The following is a 24,047-nucleotide window of genomic DNA, read 5'->3' on the forward strand; positions in this document are numbered from 1 at the left end:
GTGGGCAACGCGCACACACAAAGAGATGAGCGGATGCCGCAGCATCCGCTCATCTCTTGTGCACTGTCGCGGGTCAGACCCCGTCGGCGCCCAGGGTGCCGAGGTAGAGGCCGATGACTTTGGGGTCGTTCAGCAGCTCGCGGCCGGTGCCCTCGTAGGCGTCGCGGCCCTGGTCGAGTACGTAGCCGCGGTCGCAGATCTGCAGGCAGCGTCGCGCGTTCTGCTCGACCATGATGGTCGTCACGCCGGCCTTGTTGATGTCGGAGACGCGGATGAACGCATCGTCCTGACGGACGGGGGACAGGCCCGCCGACGGCTCGTCGAGGAGGAGCACTGCGGGGTCCATCATCAGCGCGCGCGACATCGCGACCATCTGGCGCTCGCCGCCGGACAGGGATCCGGCGCGCTGCTTGAGCCGCTTGCCGAGCTCGGCGAAGATGCCGGTCACGAACTCCAGACGCTCGTTGTAGGTCTTCGGGGCCTGGAACAACCCCATCTGCAGGTTCTCCTCGATCGTGAGCGAGGGGAAGACGTTGTTCGTCTGCGGCACGAAGCCGACACCGCGCTGGACGAGCTTGTCGGATTTGAGTCCGACGACGCTCTCCCCGTTGACCGTCACCTCGCCGCTGCGCACCTTCACCATGCCGAAGATGGCTTTGAGCAGCGTCGACTTGCCGGCGCCGTTCGGGCCGATGATGCCGATCAGCTCGCCCTTGTGGGCGATCAGGTTGGCGCTGTTGAGAATGTTCACGCCCGGCAGGTAGCCGGCGACGAGATCCTTGATCTCGACGACGACGCGGTCGGTTCTGCCTTCTGCCAGCGCGGACGCGCCCGTCGAGCCTGTCGAGGTGCTCATCGCTTCTCCTCCTCGGCCTCGCTGATGGAGGCCTCCTGCTCTTCCTTGATCTCCTCGAGGAGCTCCACGGCGGCGGTGTCCAGCTCGCCTTCGATCCGGCCGGTGACGACGCCGAGGTCGACGTCCTGGTGGCTGCCGAGGTAGGCGTCGATGACGGCCTGGTCGTGCATGACCTGCTCGGGTGGTCCTTCGGCGACGATGCGACCCTCGGCCATCACGATCACCCAGTCGGCGATGTGGCGGACCATGTGCATGTCGTGCTCGACGAAGAGCACCGTCATCCCGAGGTCCTTGAGGTCGAGGATGTGATCCAGCAACGACTCGGTGAGCGCCGGGTTGACGCCGGCCATCGGCTCGTCGAGCATCACGAGCTGCGGGTCGCTCATCAGGGCGCGGGCCATCTCGAGGAGCTTGCGCTGGCCGCCGGAGAGGCTGGCGGCGTAGTCGTCCGCCTTCGCGTCGAGCTTGAAACGCTTGAGCAGGCCCATCGCCTTCTCTTCGATCTCGGCATCTTGGCGACGCCAGATCGCCGGGATGATGCTGGCGAAGATGTTCTCGCCGCGCTGCGCCGTCGCGCCGAGCTTCATGTTCTCGAGGACGGTGAGCAGCGACAGCGCCTTGGTCAGCTGGAAGGTGCGCACCTGACCCATGCGCGCGACCTTGAACGACGGGATGCCGGCAAGGCGGCGGCCGTCGAAGGACCAGATACCGGAGTTGGGCTTGTCGAAGCCGCACAGCAGGTTGAACATCGTCGTCTTGCCGGCGCCGTTCGGGCCGATCAGGGCGGTGATCGCGTGGCGCGGGATCTCGACGTGTTTCACGTCGACCGCGGTCAGGCCGCCGAACTGGCGGGTGAGGTCGTCGGCGACGAGGATCGGGTCGATCTTGGCGACGCCCGGCGCGGCCGCGCCGACCGCCAGCCCCGTGGTCTTGGGGCGCCGGATGCTGCCGGTCGTCGTGGCGACCGGCTCGGACGAATTCTGGGGTGAGGCGCTATTTGACAAAGGTCAGCTCCCTCTTGTTTCCGAAGATCCCCTGCGGACGGAAGATCACGATGAGCATGAGTGCGACGCCGACCAGGATGAAGCGCAGTGTGCCGGCCTGCAGGCTCGACAGCGGGAGCACGTTGGACTGCGCGAGGGCGGGCAGCACGTTGTCGAGGAAGCCCATGATCACCCAGAAGATGACGGAGCCGACGACGGGGCCGAACACGGTGGCCGCGCCGCCCAGCAGCAGGATCGTCCAGATGAAGAACGTCAACGAGGTCGTGTAGGTGGCGGGGACGACGGCCGACGGCAGGGCGAAGATCACTCCGCCGAGGGCCCCGAAGACACCACCGATGATGAGCGCCTGCATCTTGTAGGCGAAGACGTTCTTACCGAGCGAGCGCACGGCGTCCTCGTCCTCGCGGATGCCCTTGAGCACGCGACCCCACGGGCTGCGCATGAGCGCCCACACGAGGTAGACCGCGATCGCGAGCAGGATCATGCCGAACACGCGCACCCACAGCTGATCCTGGGTCCATACCCATGGCCCGAAGCCGTACTTGCCCTCCGGGAACGGATTGGCCGCGCGGAATCCGGCGTGGTAGCCGCCGAGGCCGTCGGCGGAGTTGGTCCACTCGTCGAAGAGCTGGGTGGTCAGCAGCAGGCGGACGATCTCGGCCGCCGCGATCGTCACGATGGCCAGATAGTCGGCTCTCAGACGCAGGGTCGGGATGCCGAGGATGAAGGCGAACGCGACGGCGGCGAGGCATCCGATGAGGATGCCCACCCACCACGGCAGCCCGAAGCTCAGGATCGAGATCGCGTAGCCGTACGCGCCGAGGGCCATGAAGCCCGCCATGCCGAAGTTGAGCAGACCGCCGTAGCCGAACTGCACCGCGAGACCGGTCGCCGCGATGGCGTACGCGATGGTCTCCGGGCTGAAGATCCAGTAGGCCGTGTTGTTGAGAATCTGTCCCCAGTCCATGGCGGGCCCCTAACCGAGTCTCTCTTTGCGGCCCAAGATTCCCTGGGGTCTGACCAGCAGGATGATGATCAGCACGGCGAGCGCACCGACGTACTTCATGTCCGGCGGAATCCAGAGTGTCGAGATCTCCACGAGGAGTCCGACGATGATCGAGCCGACCAGGGCGCCGAACGCCGTGCCGAGCCCGCCGAGCGTGACCGCGGCGAAGATCAGCAGCAGCACCTGCCCGCCCATGTCCCACTTCACACCGGGCCGGAAGTAGGCCCAGAGGATGCCGGCGACCGCCGCGAGGACGGCCGAGAGGATCCAGACGATCCGGATGACGCGGTCGACGTTGATGCCGGATGCCGCGGCCAGGCCGGGATTGTCGCTGATGGCGCGCGTGGCCTTGCCGATGCGGGTGCGCAGCAGCCAGTAGGCGACGCCGATCAGGAGCACGATGCTCGTCCCCATCGACGCGACGTCGATCCACGAGAGCGCGATCGGGCCGAAGTGGATGTCGCGACCGATGCCGGCACCGGGCAGTTGGTAGGTGCCGCCGCCGATGAAGAATTGGAAGGTGTACCGCATGGCGAGCGAGAGGCCGATGCTCACGATCATGACCTGGACGATGCCGAGCCCCTTGCGTCGCAACGGGCGCCAGAGTCCCGCATCCAACGTCCAGCCGAGGGCGGCCCCGGCGACCACGACGATCGGGACCGTGAGCCACATCGGGATCTGCAGCCAGACGCCGAACACCAGCGCCATGATGGCGCCGAACGTGAGCATCTCGCCGTGTGCGAAGTTGCTGAGTCCCGTGGTGCCGTAGATGAGGGAGACGCCGATCGCGGCGAGAGCCAGCAGCAGGCCGAAGTTCAGGCCGTTCATGAGTCGTTCGACGAACTGATCCAGGAAGGAGGTCGTGACGCGCTGCCCTTCGCCCAGGAACAGGTTGATGATCTTGCTGTTGGTGAGGCCGAAGGTCACCTCGAAGGATCCCGTGGTGCCCTGCATCGGGGTGATCCCCGGGGGCAGCAGCGCGGGGTCGACGATCACGCCGTCCGGCAGCGTCGTTTCGTCCACCGTCAGGACGTAGTCGTCCTTCTCCGGAACGTACAGTCGCCACTTGCCCTCGGCATCCGTCTGCGTCTCGGCGTCGAAGCCGCCGCCCTTGATCGTCATCGTGACGTCGGGGACTGCTTCGTCTTCGAAGGTGATGACACCGGCGAAGTAGAAGTCCGTCTTTTCCTGGTCGTCGCCGGGCGCAGCGTGCGCCTCACCGGCGCCGGCGCCGGCGAAGACCATCGCCGCAGCGAGCAACGCACCGATCACGATCGCCATCCAGGGCAGCATTCGCCCGGTACGTGCAGTCATAGGACCCACAGAGCCTCCAGTCCGTCACCGCTGACCAACTTGTCGGGTTGTCCATCGGCTTCGATGAACGACGGTATGAGCGTAATGTGTCGCCGTTGTTTCACCTACAGATCCGGCAGGAGAAGTATCCGGACTGTGACCGAACGGTGATCGCGGCTTTCGGCCATGGTCGTGGGAACAATTCCCAGGCCCCGTTGCTTAGAATTGAGTACGGCGCGTGTTCGCGCGCACCGGCCGTCGTCGTCCACTCGAGCAACGCGCCGCGCGCGCAGGAGAACCCTTATGGAGCAACACGATCCCTTCGGCTTCGTCGGATTGACCTACGACGACGTCCTGCTGCTGCCGGGGCACACCGATGTCATCCCCAGCGAGGCCGACACCTCCTCGCGAGTGACCCGCCGCATCACCGTCGCCACGCCGCTGGTCTCCAGCGCGATGGACACCGTCACCGAGTCGCGGATGGCCATCGCCATCGCCCGCGAGGGCGGTCTCGGCATCCTGCATCGCAATCTGTCGATCGAGGATCAGGCCTCCCAGGTGGATCGCGTTAAGCGCAGCGAATCCGGCATGATCACCGACCCGATCACCACGACCCCGGACGCCACGATCGACGAGGTCGAGGCGCTGTGCGCCCAGTTCCGTATCTCGGGACTGCCGGTCGTCGATGAGACCGGACAGCTCGTGGGCATCGTCACGAACCGCGACATGCGATTCGTCTCCGGCTTCGAGCGCACCACGACGCTCGTCAAAGACGTCATGACCACCGAGAACCTGGTCACCGCGCCCGTCGGCATCGGCGCCAACGACGTCCTCTCGATCTTCGCGAAGCACCGCGTCGAGAAGCTGCCCCTGATCGACGCCGGCGGCAAACTCGCCGGCCTCATCACGGTCAAGGACTTCGACAAGAGCGAGAAGTATCCGCTCGCCACCAAGGACGAGCACGGTCGTCTGCGCGTCGGCGCCGCGATCGGCTTCTTCGGTGACGCATGGGAGCGCGCCGAGGCGCTGCGCGACGCGGGCGTCGACGTCCTCGTCGTCGACACGGCCAACGGCCAGTCGGCCGGCGTCATCGACATCGTCAAGCGCATCAAGGCGGACGCCTCGTTCGACCACATCGACGTCATCGGCGGCAACGTCGCGACGCGCGAGGGCGCCCAGGCGCTCATCGACGCAGGGGTGGACGCCGTCAAGGTCGGCGTCGGACCTGGATCGATCTGCACCACGCGCGTGGTCGCCGGAGTCGGCGTTCCCCAGGTCACGGCCGTGTACGAGGCATCCCTCGCCGCACGTCCCGCGGGTGTGCCGGTCATCGCCGACGGCGGACTGCAGTACTCGGGCGACATCGCCAAGGCGCTCGTCGCCGGAGCCGACACCGTCATGCTCGGGTCTCTCCTCGCCGGTACCGACGAGTCGCCGGGCGACATCGTCTTCCAGGGCGGCAAGCAGTTCAAGCAGTACCGCGGCATGGGCTCGCTGGGGGCACTGCAGACGCGCGGCAAGAAGACCTCGTACTCGAAGGACCGCTACTTCCAGGCGGATGTGCCCACGGACGACAAGCTCATCCCCGAGGGCATCGAGGGCCAGGTCGCGTACCGCGGTCCGGTCGGTGCCGTCGCGTACCAGCTCGTCGGCGGCCTGCGGCAGTCGATGTTCTACGTCGGCGCCCGCACCGTCGAGGAGCTCAAGACCAAGGGCAAGTTCGTGCGCATCACCGCGGCGGGACTCAAGGAGTCCCACCCGCACGACGTGCAGATCGTGGTCGAGGCGCCGAACTACAAGCGGTAGCGCTCGCCGCCTCCACTCGCCCCCGGCCGGGAGAGGGGATGCCGGTCATCTCGGTCAGCGAGCGGACCGCGGACGGTCCTGTCCCGAAGACACGGCGCGATCGAGGCGGAACGGTGCCGGAGCGGCGGCCGACGGGTCTGTCGCAAGATCGGCGAGGACGCTGCCGATCGCGGGCGTGAACTTGAACCCGTGCCCGGAGAACCCGGCGCCCACCACGATGCGGCCGCGGCGATCGAGGACGAAGTCGCCCGAGTCCGTCGAGGTGTAGGTGCAGCTGATGGCCGCGCTTCCCTCCACGAGGAGTCCCGGCATCCATTCGCGCACGTAGTCGTCCAGCAGCGACACGAGCCGGGGCGTGGAGCGGAACGGGCGCTCGTCGGGATCGACCGTCTCGCCGACACGGTGGAAGCCGACCTTGATGCCTTCGCCGGGAGTCGGCATGCCGTAGACGTTGCCCGGGTAGGCACCGCGGGCGGGGTCGAGGAGATGGTTGAACGACGGCCACTGCTGCGCGCCGGGCTTCCGCTCGAGGAAGTGCGCGGGCGACTCCTCCGTGACGGTGAGCCGCGGCAGCGCGACTGTCGCACCGAGAACGACCTCGGTCCACGCGCCCACCGTCACGACGACCGTTTCGGCGTGGATCCGATACCGCTCACCGGCATGCTCGACGGTCGCGTCGACACCGTCGCCCGTGTCTTCGAGCGCGACGACCCGATGCTCGAAGCGCACGTCACCGCCGTGCGTCGTCGTGGCCTGCTCCATCGCGCGCAGCGCGGCTTCGGAGCGCACGACACCCGCGTCGTTCGAGACGAGGACGTCGCCGTCGAACCGCATCCCGGGCCAGCGTGCGGCTGCCTGCGACGAGGGCCACACCTCCGCGTGGGCCCCTCGCGCGGCCAGTGCCGTCGCGATCTCGGCGACCGCCGCGTCGTCGCCGTGCGTGGCCAGCCCGTGCAGGCGCAGCAGCGGCTCGCCCGTCGTGCGGCCGAGGTCGTCCCAGCCCTGTCGTGCCGAAGCCAGCAGGTCGAGGTAGTGCGGCTCGGCGTAGGCATTGTTGAAGTTGCGGGCCGCGCCGTGGGACGCGCCGAGGCCATGACCGCGCGCGAACCGCTCGAGCACGACGGGGGAGTGGCCGCGTTCGGCCAGCCGCCACGCGGTGGCCAGGCCCATGGCACCGCCTCCGATGACGAGATGCGAGACGTGCTCGGTCATGTGCGAGCCTCCTTCGGTCGTGAAGCGGTGGCGTGCTCGACGGCGGCCCGCAACGCGGCTCGCGCGGCGGCGTCGGTCTCGCGGAGCACGCTGGAATTCGTGCCCGGGACCGGGGCGATGATGGTGAACACCCGCACGTCCTCGTGGGGCACGCCCACCGAGAACAGACCGGGCGCAGGCGTGCCGTCCGCCCCGAGGACCCCGCCGTCCTCGGGGCGGATATCGAGGGCGTCCGACACGGACCCGTCCGCGAACCGCCAGGGTCGAGCCAGCCCCCGCCGCACCAGCGCGCCGAGCAGCGGATCGCCCGTGCGCTCGACGCTGGGCGTGGGCAGCCATGCCTCGACGAGCCAGTCGGCGCGTGCCTCGCCGCCGTCCGAGGAGCCGATCCGGACGTGGTCGTCCTGGGGGTGCGCGCTCAGGTCCGGACCGGTGAAGCGGAGCAGCCCGGCATCGTGTGCGGCGAGGAGCTGCCGCGAGCGACGCAAGGGCGGCCCACTGCCGAACGACGCCGCGGTCGCGAGGAACCGGCGGTATGCCGCGAAGGATGCCGGGGTCAGACCTCCGAACGCGACCAGATCGATCACCGCGGAGCGAGCTGCCGCATACGAATGCAGCGCGAGCTTGAGCGGACTGCGCAGCCCGAGCGCGGCCTCGGCGGCGTCCGCCCGTACGAAGCGCGCGACGGCCTCGTCGACGCTCGAGCCGGGCCCCGCACTGAGCGGATCCTCGGCCGCCCGCAGGCTGAGGCGATCGGCGACCCGCACGCCGTGGGCTTCGGCGATGACGTCTACCGGGGCGGTGCCCTCGACGATGGCGCGCAGCATCCCGTCGAGGTCGCGCACGCTGCCCGGCCGCACGCGGTCCAGTGCGCGGTAGTAGTCGTAGGCGGCGTCGCGTTCGATCAGCGGGAGCACTTCCACGCCGAAGTCGACGGGACGCCGCTCGATGAGGGCGGGCAGGGCCGCGCGGAGCACTCGCTGCTCCGGGAAGAACGGCGGCGCACCGAAGTCGGGCTTGGCTCGATACGGGATGCCGCGGCGGGAGCCCGCGATGATGTGCGGCTCCTGACCCGACGCGATGTAGGCGACCGTGTCGCCCGGACCAGGCTCGAACCGGCCGCCGCGCTGCTCGGTGAGCTGGCTCAGAGTGTCGAAGAATCCCATGCCGAGGCCGCGGACGGCGACCGTCTCACCGGGCGCGATCACGGACAGATCCTGATCGATCGGGTTGTCGGGTGCGATGACACGGGGATGTGCGGGGATGTCGTCGCGTCCGAGCCAGCCCGTCGCGAGGATCACGGCGTCCGCGTCGACCGCCGCGCCGGTATCCAGCGCGACGACGAAACCGGGCGAGGTCGGGCGCAGGTCGACGGCGCGCGCGACGTGGACCTCGACCGCCACGGCAGCCGGTGCTTCGCCGAGGATCTCGGCGAAGCACCAGCGAAGGTAGTGGCCGTACAGCAACCGGCTGGGGTTGGACCAGTCCGACGTCGCGTGTGCTTCGGCGACGACCTCGGGCGGGGCATCCGGACCCGCGGTGCGCGGCTCGTCGACCACCAGCCGGCACCACTGTGCGAGGTTCGGCCCGGTGCGCTGCGGCCCTTCGCACGCGACGGTCGCGTCCACGAAGAGCGTCGACTGCGCGGCGACCGTGTTCATCACGAGGTGCGGAGTCTGCCCCGCCCGCCAGATGCGTCCCGAGCCCGGCGGATACGGGTCGACGACGTGCACGGTCAGGGCGAGGCCCTCGAGCAGGTCCGGTGCGCTCGCGAGGAGCCGTTCGACGAGCGAGGTCCCACGGACACTGGCGCCGATGACGACGATCGATGCGGAAGCCGCAGCGTGCACGGTCCTCCTCCATCCGGCTCGTTCTCATCCTGCCAGCCGGAGCCCGCAGGCTCCGGCGCTGCGCGCTTTGTTTCGCACTGTGTCCGTTGACCCGTCATCACCCCGGGGGAGATCCCTACCGTAATAGGCAACGTCCGCCCCGCGGACTCCGCGACCAGCACGCGGCCAGAGCCATCCTCACCTGGAGCAACCCATGTCAGCATTCCGCAGCGGTGCCGCCCTTCTCGGCGCGGTCGCGCTCGTCGTCGGCCTGAGCGCCTGCAGCACCCCGTCCGCAGAAACCCCCGGCGCGGCCGCCGAGCCGATCCGCTTCGGCGTCGCGCTGCCGCAGACCGGAGACCAGGCGCAGTACGGCGAGTACTTCGAACAGGGCTTCGAGCTCGCCCTCGCGCAGCTCAACGACGCCGGCGGCATCGACGGCCGACAGGTCGAGCTGGTCTATGAAGACACGCAGGCCGACCCCGCGCAGGCGCCCGCCGTCGCGCAGAAGTTCGTCGACGACTCGTCGATCCTCGCGGTCCTCGGCGACTTCGGCACACCCGCGACGGCTGCCGCCAGCCCGATCTACCAGGACGCCGGCCTGACGCAGTTCGCCTTCTCCGCGTCGGCCTCGACGGTGACCGACCCGGGCGACTTCGTCTTCGCGACCTGGGTGTCGCAGGAGTACGAAGCGCCTCGCCTCGCCGCCTTCGCCGCCGAGCAGGGCTCGACCGCCGCAGTGTTCTACCACGACACCGACTGGGGCGTGAACACGCACGGGTTCTTCGCCGAGGGTGCGGCCGACGCCGATCTCGAAGAGGTCTACGCCACCGCGTACAACCCCGAGAGCACCGACTACCGCCCGCTGCTGCTGGCCGCCCAGGCGACCGACCCCGAGGTCATCGTGCTGATCTCCTACGCGGCGGACGGAGCGCTCATCACGGCGCAAGCCCGTGAGCTCGGCATCGAGGTGCCCATCGTCGGCATCAGCTCGATCTACAACCAGCAGTTCATCGAGCTCGCCGGCGAGGCAGCCGAAGGCGTGCAGACCCTGAGCTACTTCACGCCGACGAACCCGGACGAGACCGTGCAGCAGTTCATCGCGGACTTCGCGGCCGAGTACGACGTCGAGACCCCGTCCGACTACGCGATCCGCGCCTACGACGCCTTCAACGTCGTGGCCGAGGCCGCCGCCGCCGCAGCGGACGCGGGCGACCTGACCCGCCAGAGCCTGCGGGACGCACTGGACGAGGGTGAGGGCTTCGCCACCATCCTGTACGGTCCGATCACCTTCTCCGACAACCGCCGGGTCGTCGACGCCGAACAGTTCGCGCTCGTCGTGCGCGACGGCGCGTTCGAACTCGCAGACTAGACATCGCACGCATGCGATCCGGATGCCCGACGGGCATCCGGATCGCCGCATGACGGGGACAATTCGTGGACATCCTTCTCGCTGGAATCGTCAGCGGCAGCACCTATGCGCTGCTCGCCGTCGGCGTTTCGCTGATCTTCGGTGTCTCGAACATCGTCAACTTCGCGCACGGGGCGGTCTTCGCCGCGGGCGGGATGGCCGGCTGGTTCCTCGCCGCGGTCCTCGGGTGGCCGCTGTGGGCGGTGCTCGCCGGCGTCATCGTCTTCACCAGCGTCCTCGGCTGGGTGATCTTCCTCGTGGCCGTCCGTCCGTTGCGCTCGGCTCCCGGAATCGCGGTGCTGCTGGCGACCTTCGCGATCGGGATCATCCTCGACAACACGTCTCAGCGCGTCTTCGGGGCCGAGACGCGACGCTTCCCCTCGCTCCTGGAACGCAGCAACTTCGAGCTCTTCGGATTCCGGTTCGGCACGATCGCCCTGGTCATCATCGGCGTCAGCGTGGTCTGCGTCGTCGTGCTCGCCGTCATGCTTGCCCGTACGCGCCTGGGCCGCGCCATCCGTGCGACCTCTCAGGATCGCGATGCCGCCGCCCAGATGGGGATCCCCGTCGACCGGGTGCAGGCGGTGTCGTTCATCATCGCCTCCGCGCTCGGCGGCATCGCCGGCGTGCTGGTGGGCATGTACTTCTCGAACGTGTCGCCGACCATGGGCTTCACCGCCGGCATCCAGGCCTTCGCCGCCGCGACCATCGGCGGGCTCGGATCCCTGCCGGGCGCGATCGTCGGCGGGCTCATCCTCGGGATCGCCGAGGCGTTCGGGGTCTCCCTGTGGGGCGACTCCGTGCGTCAGCTGATCACGTTCGGCTCGCTCATCCTCGTGCTGTGGATCCGCCCGGGCGGCATCCTCGGACGCGTGCCGGTGCTGTCGGCCGAGCCGATGACGGGCACGTTCTTCGGAGCGGGCAAGCCCCTCAAGCTCAACCGGTGGGTCGCCGTCGGGCTCATCGGCATCGGAGCGCTGCTGCCCCTGGTCTCCGCCGACTATCTGCTGCGCACCGGGGCGCTGGTGTGGATCTACGCCCTGTTCGCCCTGTCGGTGACGATCGCCGGTGGTTTCGCCGGCCAGATCGTCCTCGGTCAGGCCGGGGCGCTCGCGATCGGCGCGTACACCTCCGCACTGCTGGTCACTCAGGCCGGGTGGGACTTCTGGGCGAGCTTCATCGCCGCCGGTCTCGTGGCGGCGCTGATCAGCGTGATCCTGACCGCCCCGACATGGCGATTGCGCGGGCACTACGTGTCGATGGCGACGCTGGCCACGGGAGCGTTCATCGCCGCCCTCGCGCTCAACATGCAGTGGCTGACCAACGGCGCGCGCGGCATCTACGGCATCCCGCGTCCGACCCTGTTCGGCGTCTCGGTGTCCTCGGCCACCGGCATGTACCTGCTGACCTTCGCGATCCTCGTGGTCGCCATCATCATCGTCGCCCGCCTCGGCAGCTCCCACCTCGGACGCACGTGGGCCGCCGTCCGCGAGGACGAGGTGGCCGCGGCATCCTCCGGCATCCATCCCGCCGCGTACAAGTCGCTGGCCTTCGGTCTCGGCTCGGTGCTCGCCGGGTTCGCGGGCGCCCTCTACTCGGCGCAGGTGACGTTCCTGGAGCCCAGTCAGTTCGGCATCTCGCTCTCGGTCCTCGCCGTCACGATCGCGATCCTCGGCGGCCTGCGCGCCCCGATGGGCGTGGTGATCGGCGCGATCATCCTGGTGGGCATCCCGGAGTTCTTCCGGGCGTTCTCCGACTGGCGCCTCCTGTTCTACGGCGTTCTGCTGCTCGTGCTGATCCTGTGGAGGCCGCAGGGCCTGTGGTCGTCCTCCGACTGGATATCGCGTACCTGGCGGCGCATGACGGGCCGCGCCTCGACCGAGGACGCCCGTGCTGAGGAGGTCGTGCGATGACGACGAGCGAACCCCTGCTGCGCGTCGCGGGGCTGCGCAAGCGGTTCGGCGGCCTCACCGTGGTGGATGACGTCTCCCTGGACATCGCGCGCGGCGAGACCGTGTCGATCATCGGTCCGAACGGCAGCGGCAAAACCACCACGTTGAACATCATCAGCGGGGTGCTGCGTGCGAACGCCGGAACCGTCGATCTCGACGGGCGTCGCATCTCCGGGCGCAAGCCGCACGACATCGCCCGCTGGGGACTCACCCGCACCTTCCAGAACGGTCGCGTGATCGGCAACCTCACGGTCGCCGAGAACGTGCTCGTGGGCCTCGAATCCGTGCAGACCGTGGGCCGACCGCTCGCCGGCCTGCGTCGTCTGCCCGGTCTGCGATGGCTGCCGCTGCTCGCCGAAACAGGTTCGGCGCTCGTGCCGAGTCGCGCGCGCCGACGGCAGGACGCTGCGGATGCCGCGCACGTGACGGCCGAGCTCGAGCGCTTCGGCACCCGGCTCGCGCCCCGGCGCGATCAGTACGCCTACTCGCTGTCGTACGCGAACCGCCGTCGCACGGAGATCGCCCGGGCACTGGTGGCGCAGCCGCAGGTGCTCGTGCTCGACGAGCCGACCGCCGGCATGAACCAGACCGAGACCACCGAGGTGCTGCAGCAGCTGCTCGCGCTGAAGGCGGCGGGTCAGACCATGTTGCTGGTGGAGCACAAGCTCGACCTCGTCATGACGCTGTCGGACCGTGTGCTGGTGCTGGACGGCGGGAAGCTCATCGCGCAGGGCACACCGGAAGAGGTGCGGCGCGATCCGCGTGTCATCGAGGCCTATCTCGGCAAGGCCTTCGCGGAAGGAGCGGACGCATGAGCGCGCTGTTGGAGTTTGACGACGTGAGCGTGAGCTACGGGCCGAGTCCCGCGCTGGTGGATGTGACGCTGAGTCTGGAGGAGGGCCACATCGTCTCACTGCTCGGCGGAAACGCGTCGGGCAAATCGACGACGATGAAGACGATCCTCGGACTCGTTCGGCCGATCAAGGGGCGCATCCTCTACGACGGCGTCGACATCACGCAGTGGAGCACCCCGCGACGGGTCGCGGCCGGCATCGCGTCGGTGCCGGAGGCCCGCCGCGTCTTCGGCGACATGACCGTCGAGGACAACCTCCTCACCGGCGCGTACACGCGTCGTGACCGCGCCGTGCGGCGCACCCTCGCCGAGATCTACGACTTCTTCCCGCGGCTCGCGGAGCGCAAGCGCCAGCGCGCCGGAACGATGTCGGGCGGCGAGCAGCAGATGCTCGCATTCGGGCGCGCGCTGATGAGCCGCCCGCGCCTGATCTGCATGGACGAGCCGACGATGGGGCTCGCCCCGGTCATCGTGGAGAAGGTGCTCGAACACATCTCGACCATCAACACCGACCTGGGCGTCAGCGTGTTCATGGTGGAGCAGAATGCAGAACTCGCACTGAGCGTCGCCGACCGCGGGTACGTCTTGCGCACCGGGCACATCGCCGTCGAGGGAACCGGGCCGGAGCTGCTGGCCAACCCGAGCGTGCGCGAGGCGTACCTCGGTCGCATCGTCGAGACCGACGAACTCATCGATCCTCTGACGCTCGCCGAGCGCCTCGAGAAGGGCACACCTTGACCGACGTCATCCTGACCATCGCGGAGGTCGAATCCGACGCCCCGCGCGATCACCGCCCGGCGGTGCGCGAGGCTGCGCAGGCCGCTCATCACGCACTGCTGGAGGTGCCCGCCGACGATCCGGTTCCCGGTGTCGACCGCGCGACGCGGCACCTCATCGCCGCGCGCGCGGCGTGGGTGGATCGGGATGCCGCGGCCGCCGAGTTCTACCTTCAGGGCGCGACCGGGCCCGAGGCATCGGCTCTCGTGCAGGACGGTCCGGACGGCGAGGCGGGCGTGCGCGCCCCGCGCCGCGTGCGTGCCGCCCTGCGGCAGGTGGACCTGCTGATCACCCGCCCGGCGGCCGCCACCGGTGACGATCTGAACGGGTTGCTGGTCGCGGGATGGTCCGCGGCCGAGATCGTCGTGATCGAGCAGATCGTCGGCCTGGTCAGCTACCAGACGCGCGTCGCGCACGCGCTGCGGGTGTTGGACGATGTCTTCGGGGAGGACGCATGAGCACGCGCTTCACGACCGCCGAGCGCGCCTGGCACGCCTGGGCTCCACCGGTCGGTCCGGATACCGGATCGGCCGCTCAGATCGCTGCGTATGAGACGAGCGTCTGGCCGGACTCGCCATACTTCCGCCTGCTGGCTTGGCACCCGCAGGGGCTGGCCACGCGCACCGCGCTCGACCAGGCGATCTTCCTCGGACGCCCGGGCCTGCCGCGGGGCGAGCGCGAACTGGCCGCGACGGTCGCGTCTCGGCTGAACGGATGCGAGCTGTGCACCAGCGTGCACTCCCGATTCACCGTGACCTTCACGAAGGATGCCGACGCGGTCGCGCGCCTGCTGGAGCAGGGCGTCGACGCCGAGTTCGCGCCGCGCTGGCGTGCGATCGTCGACGCCGCCGCAGCCCTGACCGCCTCCCCGCCCCGCTTCGGCGCTCATCACGTGCGTGCCCTGACCGAGGTGGGGCTGAGCCGCGCCGACATCCAGGACATCGTGGAAGCCACGGCATTCTTCGCCTGGGCGAACCGCCTCATGATGAGTCTCGGCGAACCGGCTGCCCCGGACGCGGCGGACGCCGAGGCGATCGCGAACCAGCGCGCCGCGGACGAGCGCGCGGTGATCGCGGGGTAGCAGCCCCGGACGCAGGTGGGCGCTCGACGGCCGGCACTGTGCCGGAAGCAGCTGGGATTCAAGATGTATCCTAGATGTGATGACTGCCTTCGACCCCGCCCCGACGCCTGCACAGACACTCACCGCCAAGCTCCGCCGCGCGCGGATCCTGAACATCGTGCTCGGCGCGATCGCGGTGTTCCTGCTCGTGGTGGTGATCGCGCAGTCGCTGCCGAGCGCGGCTCCGGCCGCGGAGGCGCCGACGCAGGGCGCGGTTCCGACGCCCACCGCCGAGGCGCCGGAGATCGCGAAGCGCGACCCCGCCGACCCGTTCGCGATCGGCGACGTCGACGCACCGGTCGTGCTGGTGGAATGGGCCGACTTCCGCTGCCCGTTCTGCGCGGTCGTCACGAACCAGACGCTGCCCGCGGTTTTCCAGGAGTACGTCGACAAGGGCCTGGTGCGCTACGAGTTCCGCGATGTCGCGTTCTTCGGCGATGAGTCCATCGACGCCGCAGTGGCCGCACGCGCGGCGGGGGAGCAGGGCAAGTTCCCCGAGTACATGCAGGTGCTCTTCGCGGCGGCCCCGGAGAAGGGGCACCCCGACATGCCGCGCGAGAAACTGATCGGCTTCGCCCAGGAGGCCGGCGTGCCCGACCTGGCGAAGTTCGAGGCGGACCTGGACCGCACCGACCTGCGTGACGCTGTGCTCGCGAGCACCGCGGAGGCGCAGCGGCTCGGCGTCACGAGCGTGCCCTTCTTCGTTGCGGGCGACAAGGCGATCGCGGGCGCGCAGCCCCTCGACACGTTCCGCCAGCTCCTGGACGAACAGCTGGCGGCGGCGGGCGAGTGATCGACGTCGGGCTCGCCGGCGCGCTGGTCGGCGGCATCCTGACCCTGCTCAGCCCGTGCTCGGTGATGCTGCTGCCGGCGTTCTTCGCCTACGCGTTCACCAGCCCGACGCGGCTGCTCGCGCGCACCGGGATCTTCTACCTCGGGCTCATCACGACCCTGGTGCCGATCGGTGTGCTGGCGGGGACCGTGGGAGCGTTCGTCGGCGCCCACCGGACTCTGCTGGTCACCGTCGCCGCTGCGGTCATCATCGTGCTCGGCGCGGTGCAGCTTCTCGGCATCCCGATGCCGGCGCTCACGCGCGGTGCGTCCGGTGAGGGCACCGGCGTGGCATCCGTCTACGTCCTCGGCACGGTCTACGGGCTCGCCGGGGTCTGCGCGGGTCCGCTGCTCGGCTCCGTGCTGGCGCTGGCCGCCCTCGGCGGCAACCCGCTCTACGGCGGCATCGTGCTCGCCGTCTTCGCGCTGGGCATGACCGTGCCACTGTTCGTGCTCGCGTTCCTGTGGTCGCGGTCGACGCGGCTGCGCGGCATCCTGCGCCCCCGTACGATCCGGATCGGACGCTGGACCAACACGTGGACGCAGGTCGTCGCCGGCCTGCTCGGGATGGGCATCGGAGTGCTGCTGATCGTCACCGAAGGGACCGCGTCGCTGGGCGGCGTGCTCGGTGCGTCGGACCAGTTCGCCCTCGAGAGCTGGGTGCTCGGCCGCACGGCCGGGGTTTCCGACCTCGCCTTCGCCCTCGGCGCCATCGTGGTGCTCGCAGCGGCGTGGGGGGTCTTCCGCTGGCGGTCGGCCGTGCGCCGGAAGAGGGCGACGGATGCCTCGGCCGCGGTAGTGCCGCAGCGCGGGAGTGACGCCGCATGACATTCCTGCCCGTCGTCGAGCGAGAGGTGCGCGCGCCGATGCCCGGACAGCGCGATGATGGTCGTATGCCGACCACGGACAGCGCCGCTGAACGCGCCTACGCCGCGATCCGCGGCGGGATCCTCGACGGCACCCATCGTCCGGGATCGATGCTCAGCGAGAACGAGCTCGCCACCCAGCTCGGGATGAGCCGCACGCCTGTGCGCGCCGGGCTCTCGCGCCTGCAGGACGAGGAATGGATCACGATCTACCCCAAGCGCGGGGCGCTGGTGCGTGCGCTGAACGACCGCGAGATCGCGGACCTGGCCGACGCGCGGCTCATCCTCGAGGCGATGGGGGTGCAGCGCGCGAGCTCTGACGGGCGACGGGCGCTCGCCGAACGGCTCGAGCCCGGCCTGGTCGACCAGCGCGAGGCGTTGACGGCTCGCGACCTCGACCGATTCGTGACGCTGACGATCGCCTTCCACCGCTCGTTCGTCGAGGCGGGCGGCAACCTCACCCTGCTCGATGTCAGCGACCGCCTTGCCGACCGGCAGCGGCTGCTGCTCAGCGCGCACCGCGACACCCTGTTCGACCGGGTCGACGACGTCATCGACGAGCACCGGGCACTGATCGAGCGGCTGCGCGCCGATGATCCCGCCGGGTTCGCCGAGGCGCTGCGCACGCACCTGATGGACACGCACGGCCCGGAGCTCGGTCCGATCTGATCGGGGTCGGGGCGCCCGTGTGCCGTCCTGCGGAGATCGCCCGCGACGCGCCGGGTCGCGGCATCCGTCATGGGCGTGTCGGCGGCGAAGTCCGCAGTTGCGCACACGGTTGCGGTGGTTCGCCGCCTGCGAATGGGCCCTCGGTCGCCGTCGTGCCGGCGAGTGGATAAACTGGTCGGCTCGCCACTCGGCGCGCCGACCCGTATCCGACCGGGTCGCGACGACCTGGAGTGCGACGTGGGTTATATCGACATCAACGCGATCTCGTTCGTGCTGCCCGACGGGCGGCCGCTGCTTGACGAGGTCACCTTCCGTGTGGGCGAAGGGTCCACGACGGCCCTGATCGGCCCCAACGGCGCCGGCAAGTCGACCCTGCTGCGCATCGTCCGCGGCGACGAGCGCGCCCACGGCGGGGCGGTGTCGATCGGCGGCGGCCTCGGCGTGATGGACCAGTTCGTCGGGCATGGACGCGACGGCGCCACCGTGCACGACCTGCTCATCGAGGTGGCTCCGCGACGGATCCGGGATGCCGCGCTGGAGCTCGAGGCATCCGAAGCCGCGATCATCGAGCGCGACGACACCGACACGCAGCTGCGGTACGCCGCAGCATTGTCGGACTACGCGGATGCCGGCGGCTACGAGCACGAGACGGTGTGGGACCGGTGCACCGTCGCCGCGCTCGGGCTGCCGTTCGAGCGAGCACGGTTCCGCGACCTCGCGACCCTGTCGGGCGGTGAGCAGAAGCGGCTCGTGCTCGAAGCGCTGCTGCGCGGTCCGGACGAGGTGCTGCTGCTGGATGAGCCGGACAACTATCTCGACGTGCCGGGCAAGCGCTGGCTCGAGAAGCAGCTCCGCACGACGCAGAAGACCGTGCTGCTGGTCTCGCACGACCGCGAGCTGCTCGCTCGCGGTGCCGACCGCATTGTCACCCTCGAGACGGGCGGCGCCGGCAGCACGGCGTGGGTGCACGGCGGTGGGTTCACGACGTACCACGCTGCGCGGGAGGACCGGATGAACCGGCTCGACGAGCTGCGCCGACGCTGGGACGAGGAGCACGCCAAGATCAAGGCGCTCGTGGCGGCGATGAAGGTCAAGGCGACGGCGAGCGACGAGTTCGCCTCTCGCTACCGCGCGGCTCAGACCCGACTCGCGCGGTTCGAGGAGGCGGGACCCCCGGAGGAGCGCCCGCCCGAGCAGGACCTCCAGTTGCGGCTGCGTGGCGCCCGGACCGGGAAGCGGGCTGTGATCGCGGAGCACCTCGAGCTGTCCGGCCTCATGAAGCCGTTCGACAGCGAGATCTGGTTCGGCGACCGTGTCGCGGTGCTCGGGTCCAACGGCTCGGGCAAGTCGCACTTCCTGCGGCTGCTCGCGCGCGGCGGCACCGACCCCGACGGTCGCCTCGGCCACATCACGACCGTGGGTGCGGGACTGGAGCCCGTCGCACACACCGGCCGGGCGATCCTCGGGGCGCGCGTCGTGCCCGGGTGGTTCGCGCAGACCCACCGGCATCCGGAGTTCGTCGGGCGCACGCTTCTCGATCTCCTGCACCGCGGCGACGACAATCGGTCGGGCATGCCGCGGGATGCCGCGAGCTCCGCCCTCGATCGGTACGGACTGGTCGGCCAGGCGCAGCAGACGTTCGAGACGCTCTCCGGTGGGCAGCAGGCGCGGTTCCAGATCCTGCTGCTCGAGCTGTCGGGCACGACTCTGCTGCTGCTGGACGAGCCCACCGACAACCTCGACCTCGCCTCCGCCGAGGCGCTGGAGGAGGCGCTCGCGCGGTTCGAGGGCACCGTGCTCGCCGTCACCCATGACCGCTGGTTCGCCCGCTCGTTCGACCGGTTCCTCGTGTTCGGGTCCGACGGCGACGTCTACGAGGCCGGCGAGCCGGTGTGGGACGAGGCCCGGGTGGTCCGCGCCCGCTGAGTCGCGGTGGCGGTGTGGGCGCGGGTGCGCATGCTCCGCCGCTGTGTCGGAGATCGCCACTGTGTCGGACGCGGGTGCGGTGTGTCGGTCCGAGGTTGTGGTTATCTCCGTCCGGAGTCGCAGGGGAGCGCGCGAGACGGCCAGCATCCGAGGGGTGAGCGGAGGAATCGCGAGGGGAGAGCGAGCTCTCCCGGTCGGCTGTGTCTGTGCACCCACCCCGCCGCTGCGTCGGGGATCGCCACTGTGTCGGACGCGGGTGCGGCGTGTCGGTCCGAGGTTGTGGTTATCTCCGACGGGGAAGGGCGGTCGGGCCGCCGGCGCAAGCCGACCGGCCGGCCCGCAGGGAGGGGCGGATCAGGCGACCGGTGCAGGCTCGGCGGGAAGCTCCACCGGCGCCTCGGTTGCGGCATCCGGTTCGTGGACCTCGCCACGCCCGGCGGGGAGCCAGAACCCGGCGATCATCCCCGCGAACAGCACGGCTGCACCGACCATGACGGCGGGGCGCGCGGCGTCGACATACAGGTCGGGCCGCAGCTCGCCGCCGGCACTGACGAAGATCGCGGTCATCACGGCCGTGCCCAGCGCGATGCCGATCTCGCGCACGGTCGAGTTCACGCCCGATGCCTTCGCGTGGTCGAGCACGCCGAGCGTTGCGAGCAGTGCGGTGGCCGACGGTGCGAACACCAGACCCATGCCCACCCCGGCCATGATGAACGGCACGACCAAGTCGATGTACGGCACGTCGGTCGACAGGATCAGCGCCAGCCACGTCAGCGCCGCGCCCTGCAGTCCGAGCCCCGTCACCATGAGCGCCCGGGTCCCGATGCGTGACGAGAAGATGCCGGCGAGCGGCGCCACGATCATCGGGGCCAGCGTCCACGGTGTGGTCTGCACTGCCGCTTCGAGCGGTGTCGCGCCCTGCACGACCTGCATGTACTGGATCAGGATGAACACCGCACCGAACGTGCCGAAGCTGAAGGCGAAGCCGACGATGTTCGTGACCGAGAACGAGCGGTCGCGGAACAGTCGCAGCGGCACGATCGGCGCCCGGGCGCGGGTCTGCCACAGCAGGAACGCGACGATCAGCACGGTGCCGACCGCCAGCTCACCCATGACGCTGAACGAGGTCCAGCCGTCGTCGTTGCCGCGCACGATGCCGTGCACGAGGGCGAGCACGCCGACGCCGACCAGGACCACGCCCAGGATGTCGATGCGCTGACGTGCGCCGAAGTCGTTGCGCAGGGCGAACAGGACGAGCGGAATCGCGATCAGCGCGACCGGGACGTTGATCCAGAAGATCGCCTGCCAGCTCCAGCCCTCCATCACCGCGCCGCCGACGAGCGGTCCGACGGCGACGCCGAGCCCGGAGATACCGCCCCAGATGCCGATCGCGAGCGGCCGCCGGGCGGGGGAGACCCCACCCGCCAGGAGCGCGAGCGAGAGCGGCAGTACCCCGGCGCCGCCGAACCCCTGGATGGCGCGGGCCACGATGAGCTGCGTCGGATCGGTGCTGAGGGCGGCGGCGACCGACCCCGCGGCGAAGATCCCGATGCCGATGAGGAATACGGTGCGGCGACCGAAGCGGTCGCCGAGCGCGGAGGCGATCAGAATCGCGCTGGCGAAGGCGAGCGTATAGGCGTTGACGAACCACTGCAGCTCTTCGACGCTGGCGCCGAGCTCGGTGTGCAGCACCGGAAGCGCGTTCGTCATCACGAGGTTGTCCAGCGTGGCCATGAACATCGGGACGGATGCCGCGGCCACCACGAGCCCGAACGGACGCGTCTTGCGGCCGTCGGCCGCGAGCGTGGAATCAGTCATGGGAGCTTCTTTCGTGCTGGTTGTAATCGAATGATTACTCCAATCCGTTCAATGTAGTAATCGACTGATAACATGTCAAGTGTGAGTGTGACGCAGCCGAAAGTGCCCACCAAACGTCTGAGTTCCGACGAGCGGCGCGAGCAGATCATCGAAGCAGCGATGGCCGTCTTCGGCGCGCGCGGCTACGTCGGAACCACCACGGATGAGGTCGCCAAGGCGGCGGGCGTGAGTCAGCCGTACGTGGTGCGCCTGTTCGGCTCGAAGGAGAGCCTGTTCCTCGCGACGCTCGAGGACGCGCTCGAGCGACTCGTCGAGGCATTCCGTGCCGCTCTCGACTCCACCCTCGTCGTCGACGGCATCGAGCTTCCACCCGAGAAGCGCATCGGGAAGGCGTACGTCGATCTGCTCGACGTCCGTGGGCTGCACCAGTCGCTCGCGCACGCGTACCTGCTCGGCAGCCACCCCACGATCGGTCCCGCCGCACGTGCCGGCTTCGCCCGCATCTGGCACTTCTTCCGCGAGGAGGCCGGCTTCTCGCCCGACTACGCGCGGGAGTTCATGGCCGAGGGCATGCTGATCAGCACCATGATCGGACTGCGCCTCGTGGACGACTACGGCAAGGAGCCCGCGATCACCGAACTGTTCCTCGCGTGCTTCCCGACCGAGATCGCGAGCGTGCTCGAGATCATCCCCCGCGGAGACGAGCCGTGGTAGCGGGATCCGTGGTCCGAACGCACCCGGGTAGGCTGGAGAGGTGAGCATGGAGATCGAACTCGGCCGCGCCAAGCGCGCTCGCCGCGCATACACGTTCGACGACATCGCGGTCGTGCCCTCGCGGCGCACGCGCAATCCCGAGGATGTCTCCACGGCCTGGACGATCGATGCGTTCCAGTTCGCGATCCCGGTGCTGGGTGCACCGATGGATTCGGTGGTGAGTCCGCGCACGGCGATCATGCTGGGCCAGCTCGGCGGACTCGGCGTCCTCGACCTCGAGGGGCTGTGGACGCGGTACGACGACCCCGAGCCGCTGCTCGCGGAGATCGCCACGCTCGATGAGGCCGCATCGACGCAGCGGATGCAGGAGATGTACTCCGAGCCGATCAAGCCGGAGCTCGTCCGCGACCGCCTCGCCGAGATTCGCGCCGCGGGTGTCACCGTCGCCGGATCCCTCACGCCGCAGCGCACGCAGGAGCTGTACGAGACTGTCGTCGCGGCCGGTGTCGACCTGTTCGTCATCCGCGGCACCACCGTGTCGGCCGAGCACGTCTCCAGCGTCGACCAGCCCCTGAACCTCAAGAAGTTCATCTACGACCTCGACGTCCCCGTCATCGTGGGCGGTGCCGCGACCTACACGGCCGCCCTGCACCTGATGCGCACAGGCGCGGCCGGTGTGCTGGTCGGGTTCGGTGGGGGAGCGGCGTCCACGACGCGCGCCACCCTCGGGCTGCACGCCCCGATGGCCACCGCCGTCGCCGACGTCGCCGGCGCTCGCCGCGACTACCTCGACGAGTCGGGCGGACGCTACGTCCACGTCATCGCCGACGGCGGCGTGGGCACTTCGGGCGACATCGTGAAGGCGCTCGCCATGGGCGCGGACGCGGTCATGCTCGGCGTCGCGCTGGCTCGTGCCACGGATGCCCCGGGTCACGGCTACCACTGGGGACCCGAGGCGCACCACTCCAAGCTTCCGCGCGGCCGCCGCGTGCGCGTCGACCAGGTGACCAACCTCGAGTCCGTCCTGTACGGGCCCGCGGCTGTCGCCGACGGCACGGCGAACCTCATCGGCGCGCTCAAGAAGTCGATGGCCACCACCGGATACTCCGACCTCAAGGAGTTCCAGCGCGTCGAGGTCGTCGTCGCGCCCTACACCGCGGGATGACTTCCGCACAGCCCGAGCTTGAGGCCTTCCCGCCGACCCTGCGGGAGGTGCTGCTGCGGCCGCGCTGGCTCGCGATGCTCGCGCTGTGCCTCGTCGTGGCCGGCGTCTTCGCCTGGCTCGGGCAGTGGCAGCTCGGCCGCTCGATCAACGTCAACCCCCAGCCGCCGGGAGCGACCGAAGAGGTGCTGCCGATCGCGGATGTCGTCGAGCCGGGCGACTACCTCCCGGAGCCGTACGTCGGGCAGCGTGTGACCGCGACCGGCATGTGGATCCCGGACGACTTCCTGGTCGTCGGATCGCGCTTCAACGACGATGTCGAGGGCTACTGGGTGACCGGGCAGCTGCGCATCGCCGAGACCGAGACGCCGACGTCGCTGGCCGTCGCGATCGGCTGGGCGCCGACCCAGGAGGCCGCGGAGGCCGCGGTCGCCGAGCTCAACGCCGAAGCCGTGTCCACCGCCCCGATCGCCGTCACCGGGCGCCTGATCTCCGACGAGGGGCCGGTAGTGCCACGGCGCGACGCCGATCCGCAGTCGATGTCGCGCATGTCGCCGCCCGCGCTGCTCAGCCACTGGCACGACATCGAAGGCCTGGACGTCTACCGCCCGTACCTCGCGTCCGAGGTCGCGATCGGCCCGCTCGACGACATCGCCTCGCCGGCGCCGCCCGAGGGCTCGACGGTCAACTGGCTGAACATCTTCTACGCGATCGAATGGGCCGTGTTCGCGGGCTTCGCGTTCTACCTCTGGTATCGCCTCGCGAAGGACGCCTGGGAGCGCGAAGTCGAAGAGATGGAGGATGCCGCGGCCGCGGCATCCGGAGCACCACCCGTCTCCTGAATGTCCGCATCCGGTCTCCGATGGTGATGAACGGAACCTGAATCGCGCGTTGCTGGACGGCGACCTCCAGAGGGCCGTCCCTGGTCGAATTCCGCCGCGC

Annotated in this window: 21 protein-coding genes; 14 read left to right on the forward strand and 7 right to left on the reverse strand. The window is 69.6% G+C overall.

Features of this window, described 5'->3' with window-relative positions; translation table 11 throughout:
* Window positions 1–73: 73 nt before the first annotated feature.
* From ASD65_RS15890 to ASD65_RS15905, 4 genes are read right to left on the reverse strand one after another with little or no spacing between them, the layout of a single operon-like run.
* Window positions 74–856, reverse strand: coding sequence for an ABC transporter ATP-binding protein (locus tag ASD65_RS15890; protein WP_056224147.1), 783 nt, complete (start codon window positions 854–856; stop codon window positions 74–76).
* Entirely contained in the window at window positions 853–1,800 is a 948-nt protein-coding gene (locus ASD65_RS15895) for an ABC transporter ATP-binding protein (RefSeq protein ID WP_056225085.1), read from the reverse strand. The genes ASD65_RS15890 and ASD65_RS15895 overlap by 4 nt, the downstream gene beginning before the upstream one ends.
* A 49-nt stretch (window positions 1,801–1,849) precedes the next feature.
* A complete protein-coding gene (locus ASD65_RS15900) occupies window positions 1,850–2,827 on the reverse strand; it encodes a branched-chain amino acid ABC transporter permease (protein ID WP_056224149.1) in 978 nt (325 codons plus the stop codon).
* 9 nt (window positions 2,828–2,836) lie between these two features.
* Entirely contained in the window at window positions 2,837–4,180 is a 1,344-nt protein-coding gene (locus ASD65_RS15905) for a branched-chain amino acid ABC transporter permease (RefSeq protein ID WP_235566741.1), read from the reverse strand.
* 282 nt (window positions 4,181–4,462) lie between these two features.
* Here ASD65_RS15905 and guaB point away from each other — a divergent pair, with 282 nt between their 5' ends.
* Window positions 4,463–5,965, forward strand: coding sequence for an IMP dehydrogenase (gene guaB, locus ASD65_RS15910; RefSeq protein ID WP_056224153.1), 1,503 nt, complete (start codon window positions 4,463–4,465; stop codon window positions 5,963–5,965).
* Window positions 5,966–6,019: 54 nt separating this feature from the next.
* Here the strand turns inward: guaB and ASD65_RS15915 are convergent, their stop codons facing one another.
* A complete protein-coding gene (locus ASD65_RS15915; RefSeq protein ID WP_056224155.1) occupies window positions 6,020–7,177 on the reverse strand; it encodes an FAD-dependent oxidoreductase in 1,158 nt (385 codons plus the stop codon).
* Window positions 7,174–9,027, reverse strand: coding sequence for an FAD/NAD(P)-binding protein (locus ASD65_RS15920; protein ID WP_056224157.1), 1,854 nt, complete (start codon window positions 9,025–9,027; stop codon window positions 7,174–7,176). Before ASD65_RS15920 ends, ASD65_RS15915 begins: the two co-directional genes overlap by 4 nt.
* A 193-nt stretch (window positions 9,028–9,220) precedes the next feature.
* Here ASD65_RS15920 and ASD65_RS15925 point away from each other — a divergent pair, with 193 nt between their 5' ends.
* The 10 genes from ASD65_RS15925 (at window position 9,221) to ASD65_RS15970 (ending at window position 19,411) form a co-directional block, all read left to right on the forward strand.
* Window positions 9,221–10,378, forward strand: coding sequence for an ABC transporter substrate-binding protein (locus tag ASD65_RS15925; protein ID WP_082561828.1), 1,158 nt, complete (start codon window positions 9,221–9,223; stop codon window positions 10,376–10,378).
* Window positions 10,379–10,443: 65 nt separating this feature from the next.
* The gene (locus ASD65_RS15930; protein ID WP_056224161.1) at window positions 10,444–12,330 is read left to right on the forward strand and encodes an ABC transporter permease; all 1,887 of its coding nucleotides are present in this window, start codon (window positions 10,444–10,446) and stop codon (window positions 12,328–12,330) included.
* Window positions 12,327–13,184: an ABC transporter ATP-binding protein gene (locus ASD65_RS15935; RefSeq protein WP_056224164.1), complete on the forward strand. Its 858-nt coding sequence runs from the start codon at window positions 12,327–12,329 to the stop codon at window positions 13,182–13,184. Before ASD65_RS15930 ends, ASD65_RS15935 begins: the two co-directional genes overlap by 4 nt.
* A complete protein-coding gene (locus tag ASD65_RS15940) occupies window positions 13,181–13,960 on the forward strand; it encodes an ABC transporter ATP-binding protein (RefSeq protein ID WP_056224165.1) in 780 nt (259 codons plus the stop codon). The genes ASD65_RS15935 and ASD65_RS15940 overlap by 4 nt, the downstream gene beginning before the upstream one ends.
* Window positions 13,957–14,457 carry a hypothetical protein gene (locus ASD65_RS19105; RefSeq protein ID WP_056224167.1) on the forward strand — a complete coding sequence of 167 codons (501 nt, stop codon included), beginning with the start codon at window positions 13,957–13,959 and terminating at the stop codon, window positions 14,455–14,457. Before ASD65_RS15940 ends, ASD65_RS19105 begins: the two co-directional genes overlap by 4 nt.
* Window positions 14,454–15,080: a peroxidase-related enzyme gene (locus ASD65_RS15950; protein ID WP_056224169.1), complete on the forward strand. Its 627-nt coding sequence runs from the start codon at window positions 14,454–14,456 to the stop codon at window positions 15,078–15,080. The genes ASD65_RS19105 and ASD65_RS15950 overlap by 4 nt, the downstream gene beginning before the upstream one ends.
* 79 nt (window positions 15,081–15,159) lie before the next feature.
* Window positions 15,160–15,912 carry a DsbA family protein gene (locus ASD65_RS15955; protein WP_056224170.1) on the forward strand — a complete coding sequence of 251 codons (753 nt, stop codon included), beginning with the start codon at window positions 15,160–15,162 and terminating at the stop codon, window positions 15,910–15,912.
* Window positions 15,909–16,778 (forward strand): cytochrome c biogenesis CcdA family protein, encoded by an 870-nt coding sequence (locus ASD65_RS15960; RefSeq protein ID WP_235566743.1) that lies wholly within the window; start codon window positions 15,909–15,911, stop codon window positions 16,776–16,778. Before ASD65_RS15955 ends, ASD65_RS15960 begins: the two co-directional genes overlap by 4 nt.
* The gene (locus tag ASD65_RS15965) at window positions 16,775–17,485 is read left to right on the forward strand and encodes a GntR family transcriptional regulator (protein WP_200948682.1); all 711 of its coding nucleotides are present in this window, start codon (window positions 16,775–16,777) and stop codon (window positions 17,483–17,485) included. The genes ASD65_RS15960 and ASD65_RS15965 overlap by 4 nt, the downstream gene beginning before the upstream one ends.
* A gap of 237 nt (window positions 17,486–17,722) precedes the next feature.
* Entirely contained in the window at window positions 17,723–19,411 is a 1,689-nt protein-coding gene (locus ASD65_RS15970) for an ABC-F family ATP-binding cassette domain-containing protein (protein WP_056224172.1), read from the forward strand.
* Window positions 19,412–19,765: 354 nt separating this feature from the next.
* Here the strand turns inward: ASD65_RS15970 and ASD65_RS15975 are convergent, their stop codons facing one another.
* The gene (locus ASD65_RS15975) at window positions 19,766–21,229 is read right to left on the reverse strand and encodes a DHA2 family efflux MFS transporter permease subunit (protein ID WP_056224174.1); all 1,464 of its coding nucleotides are present in this window, start codon (window positions 21,227–21,229) and stop codon (window positions 19,766–19,768) included.
* Between the two features lie 81 nt (window positions 21,230–21,310).
* Between ASD65_RS15975 and ASD65_RS15980 the strand changes: the two genes are divergently transcribed.
* Genes ASD65_RS15980 through ASD65_RS15990 form a run of 3 tightly spaced genes read left to right on the forward strand, consistent with a single transcriptional unit; the run spans window position 21,311 to window position 23,947 of the window.
* On the forward strand, window positions 21,311–21,943 hold the full coding sequence (locus tag ASD65_RS15980) for a TetR/AcrR family transcriptional regulator (protein WP_162248517.1): 633 nt from the start codon (window positions 21,311–21,313) through the stop codon (window positions 21,941–21,943).
* Between the two features lie 46 nt (window positions 21,944–21,989).
* Entirely contained in the window at window positions 21,990–23,108 is a 1,119-nt protein-coding gene (locus ASD65_RS15985; protein ID WP_056224177.1) for a GuaB3 family IMP dehydrogenase-related protein, read from the forward strand.
* Window positions 23,105–23,947, forward strand: a complete 843-nt coding sequence (locus ASD65_RS15990; protein WP_056224180.1) for an SURF1 family protein — start codon at window positions 23,105–23,107, stop codon at window positions 23,945–23,947. The genes ASD65_RS15985 and ASD65_RS15990 overlap by 4 nt, the downstream gene beginning before the upstream one ends.
* The last annotated feature ends 100 nt before the right edge of the window (window positions 23,948–24,047 follow it).

Origin of the sequence: Microbacterium sp. Root61 (assembly GCF_001427525.1) — a bacterium.
In the GTDB taxonomy this organism is placed as follows: Bacteria; Actinomycetota; Actinomycetes; order Actinomycetales; family Microbacteriaceae; genus Microbacterium.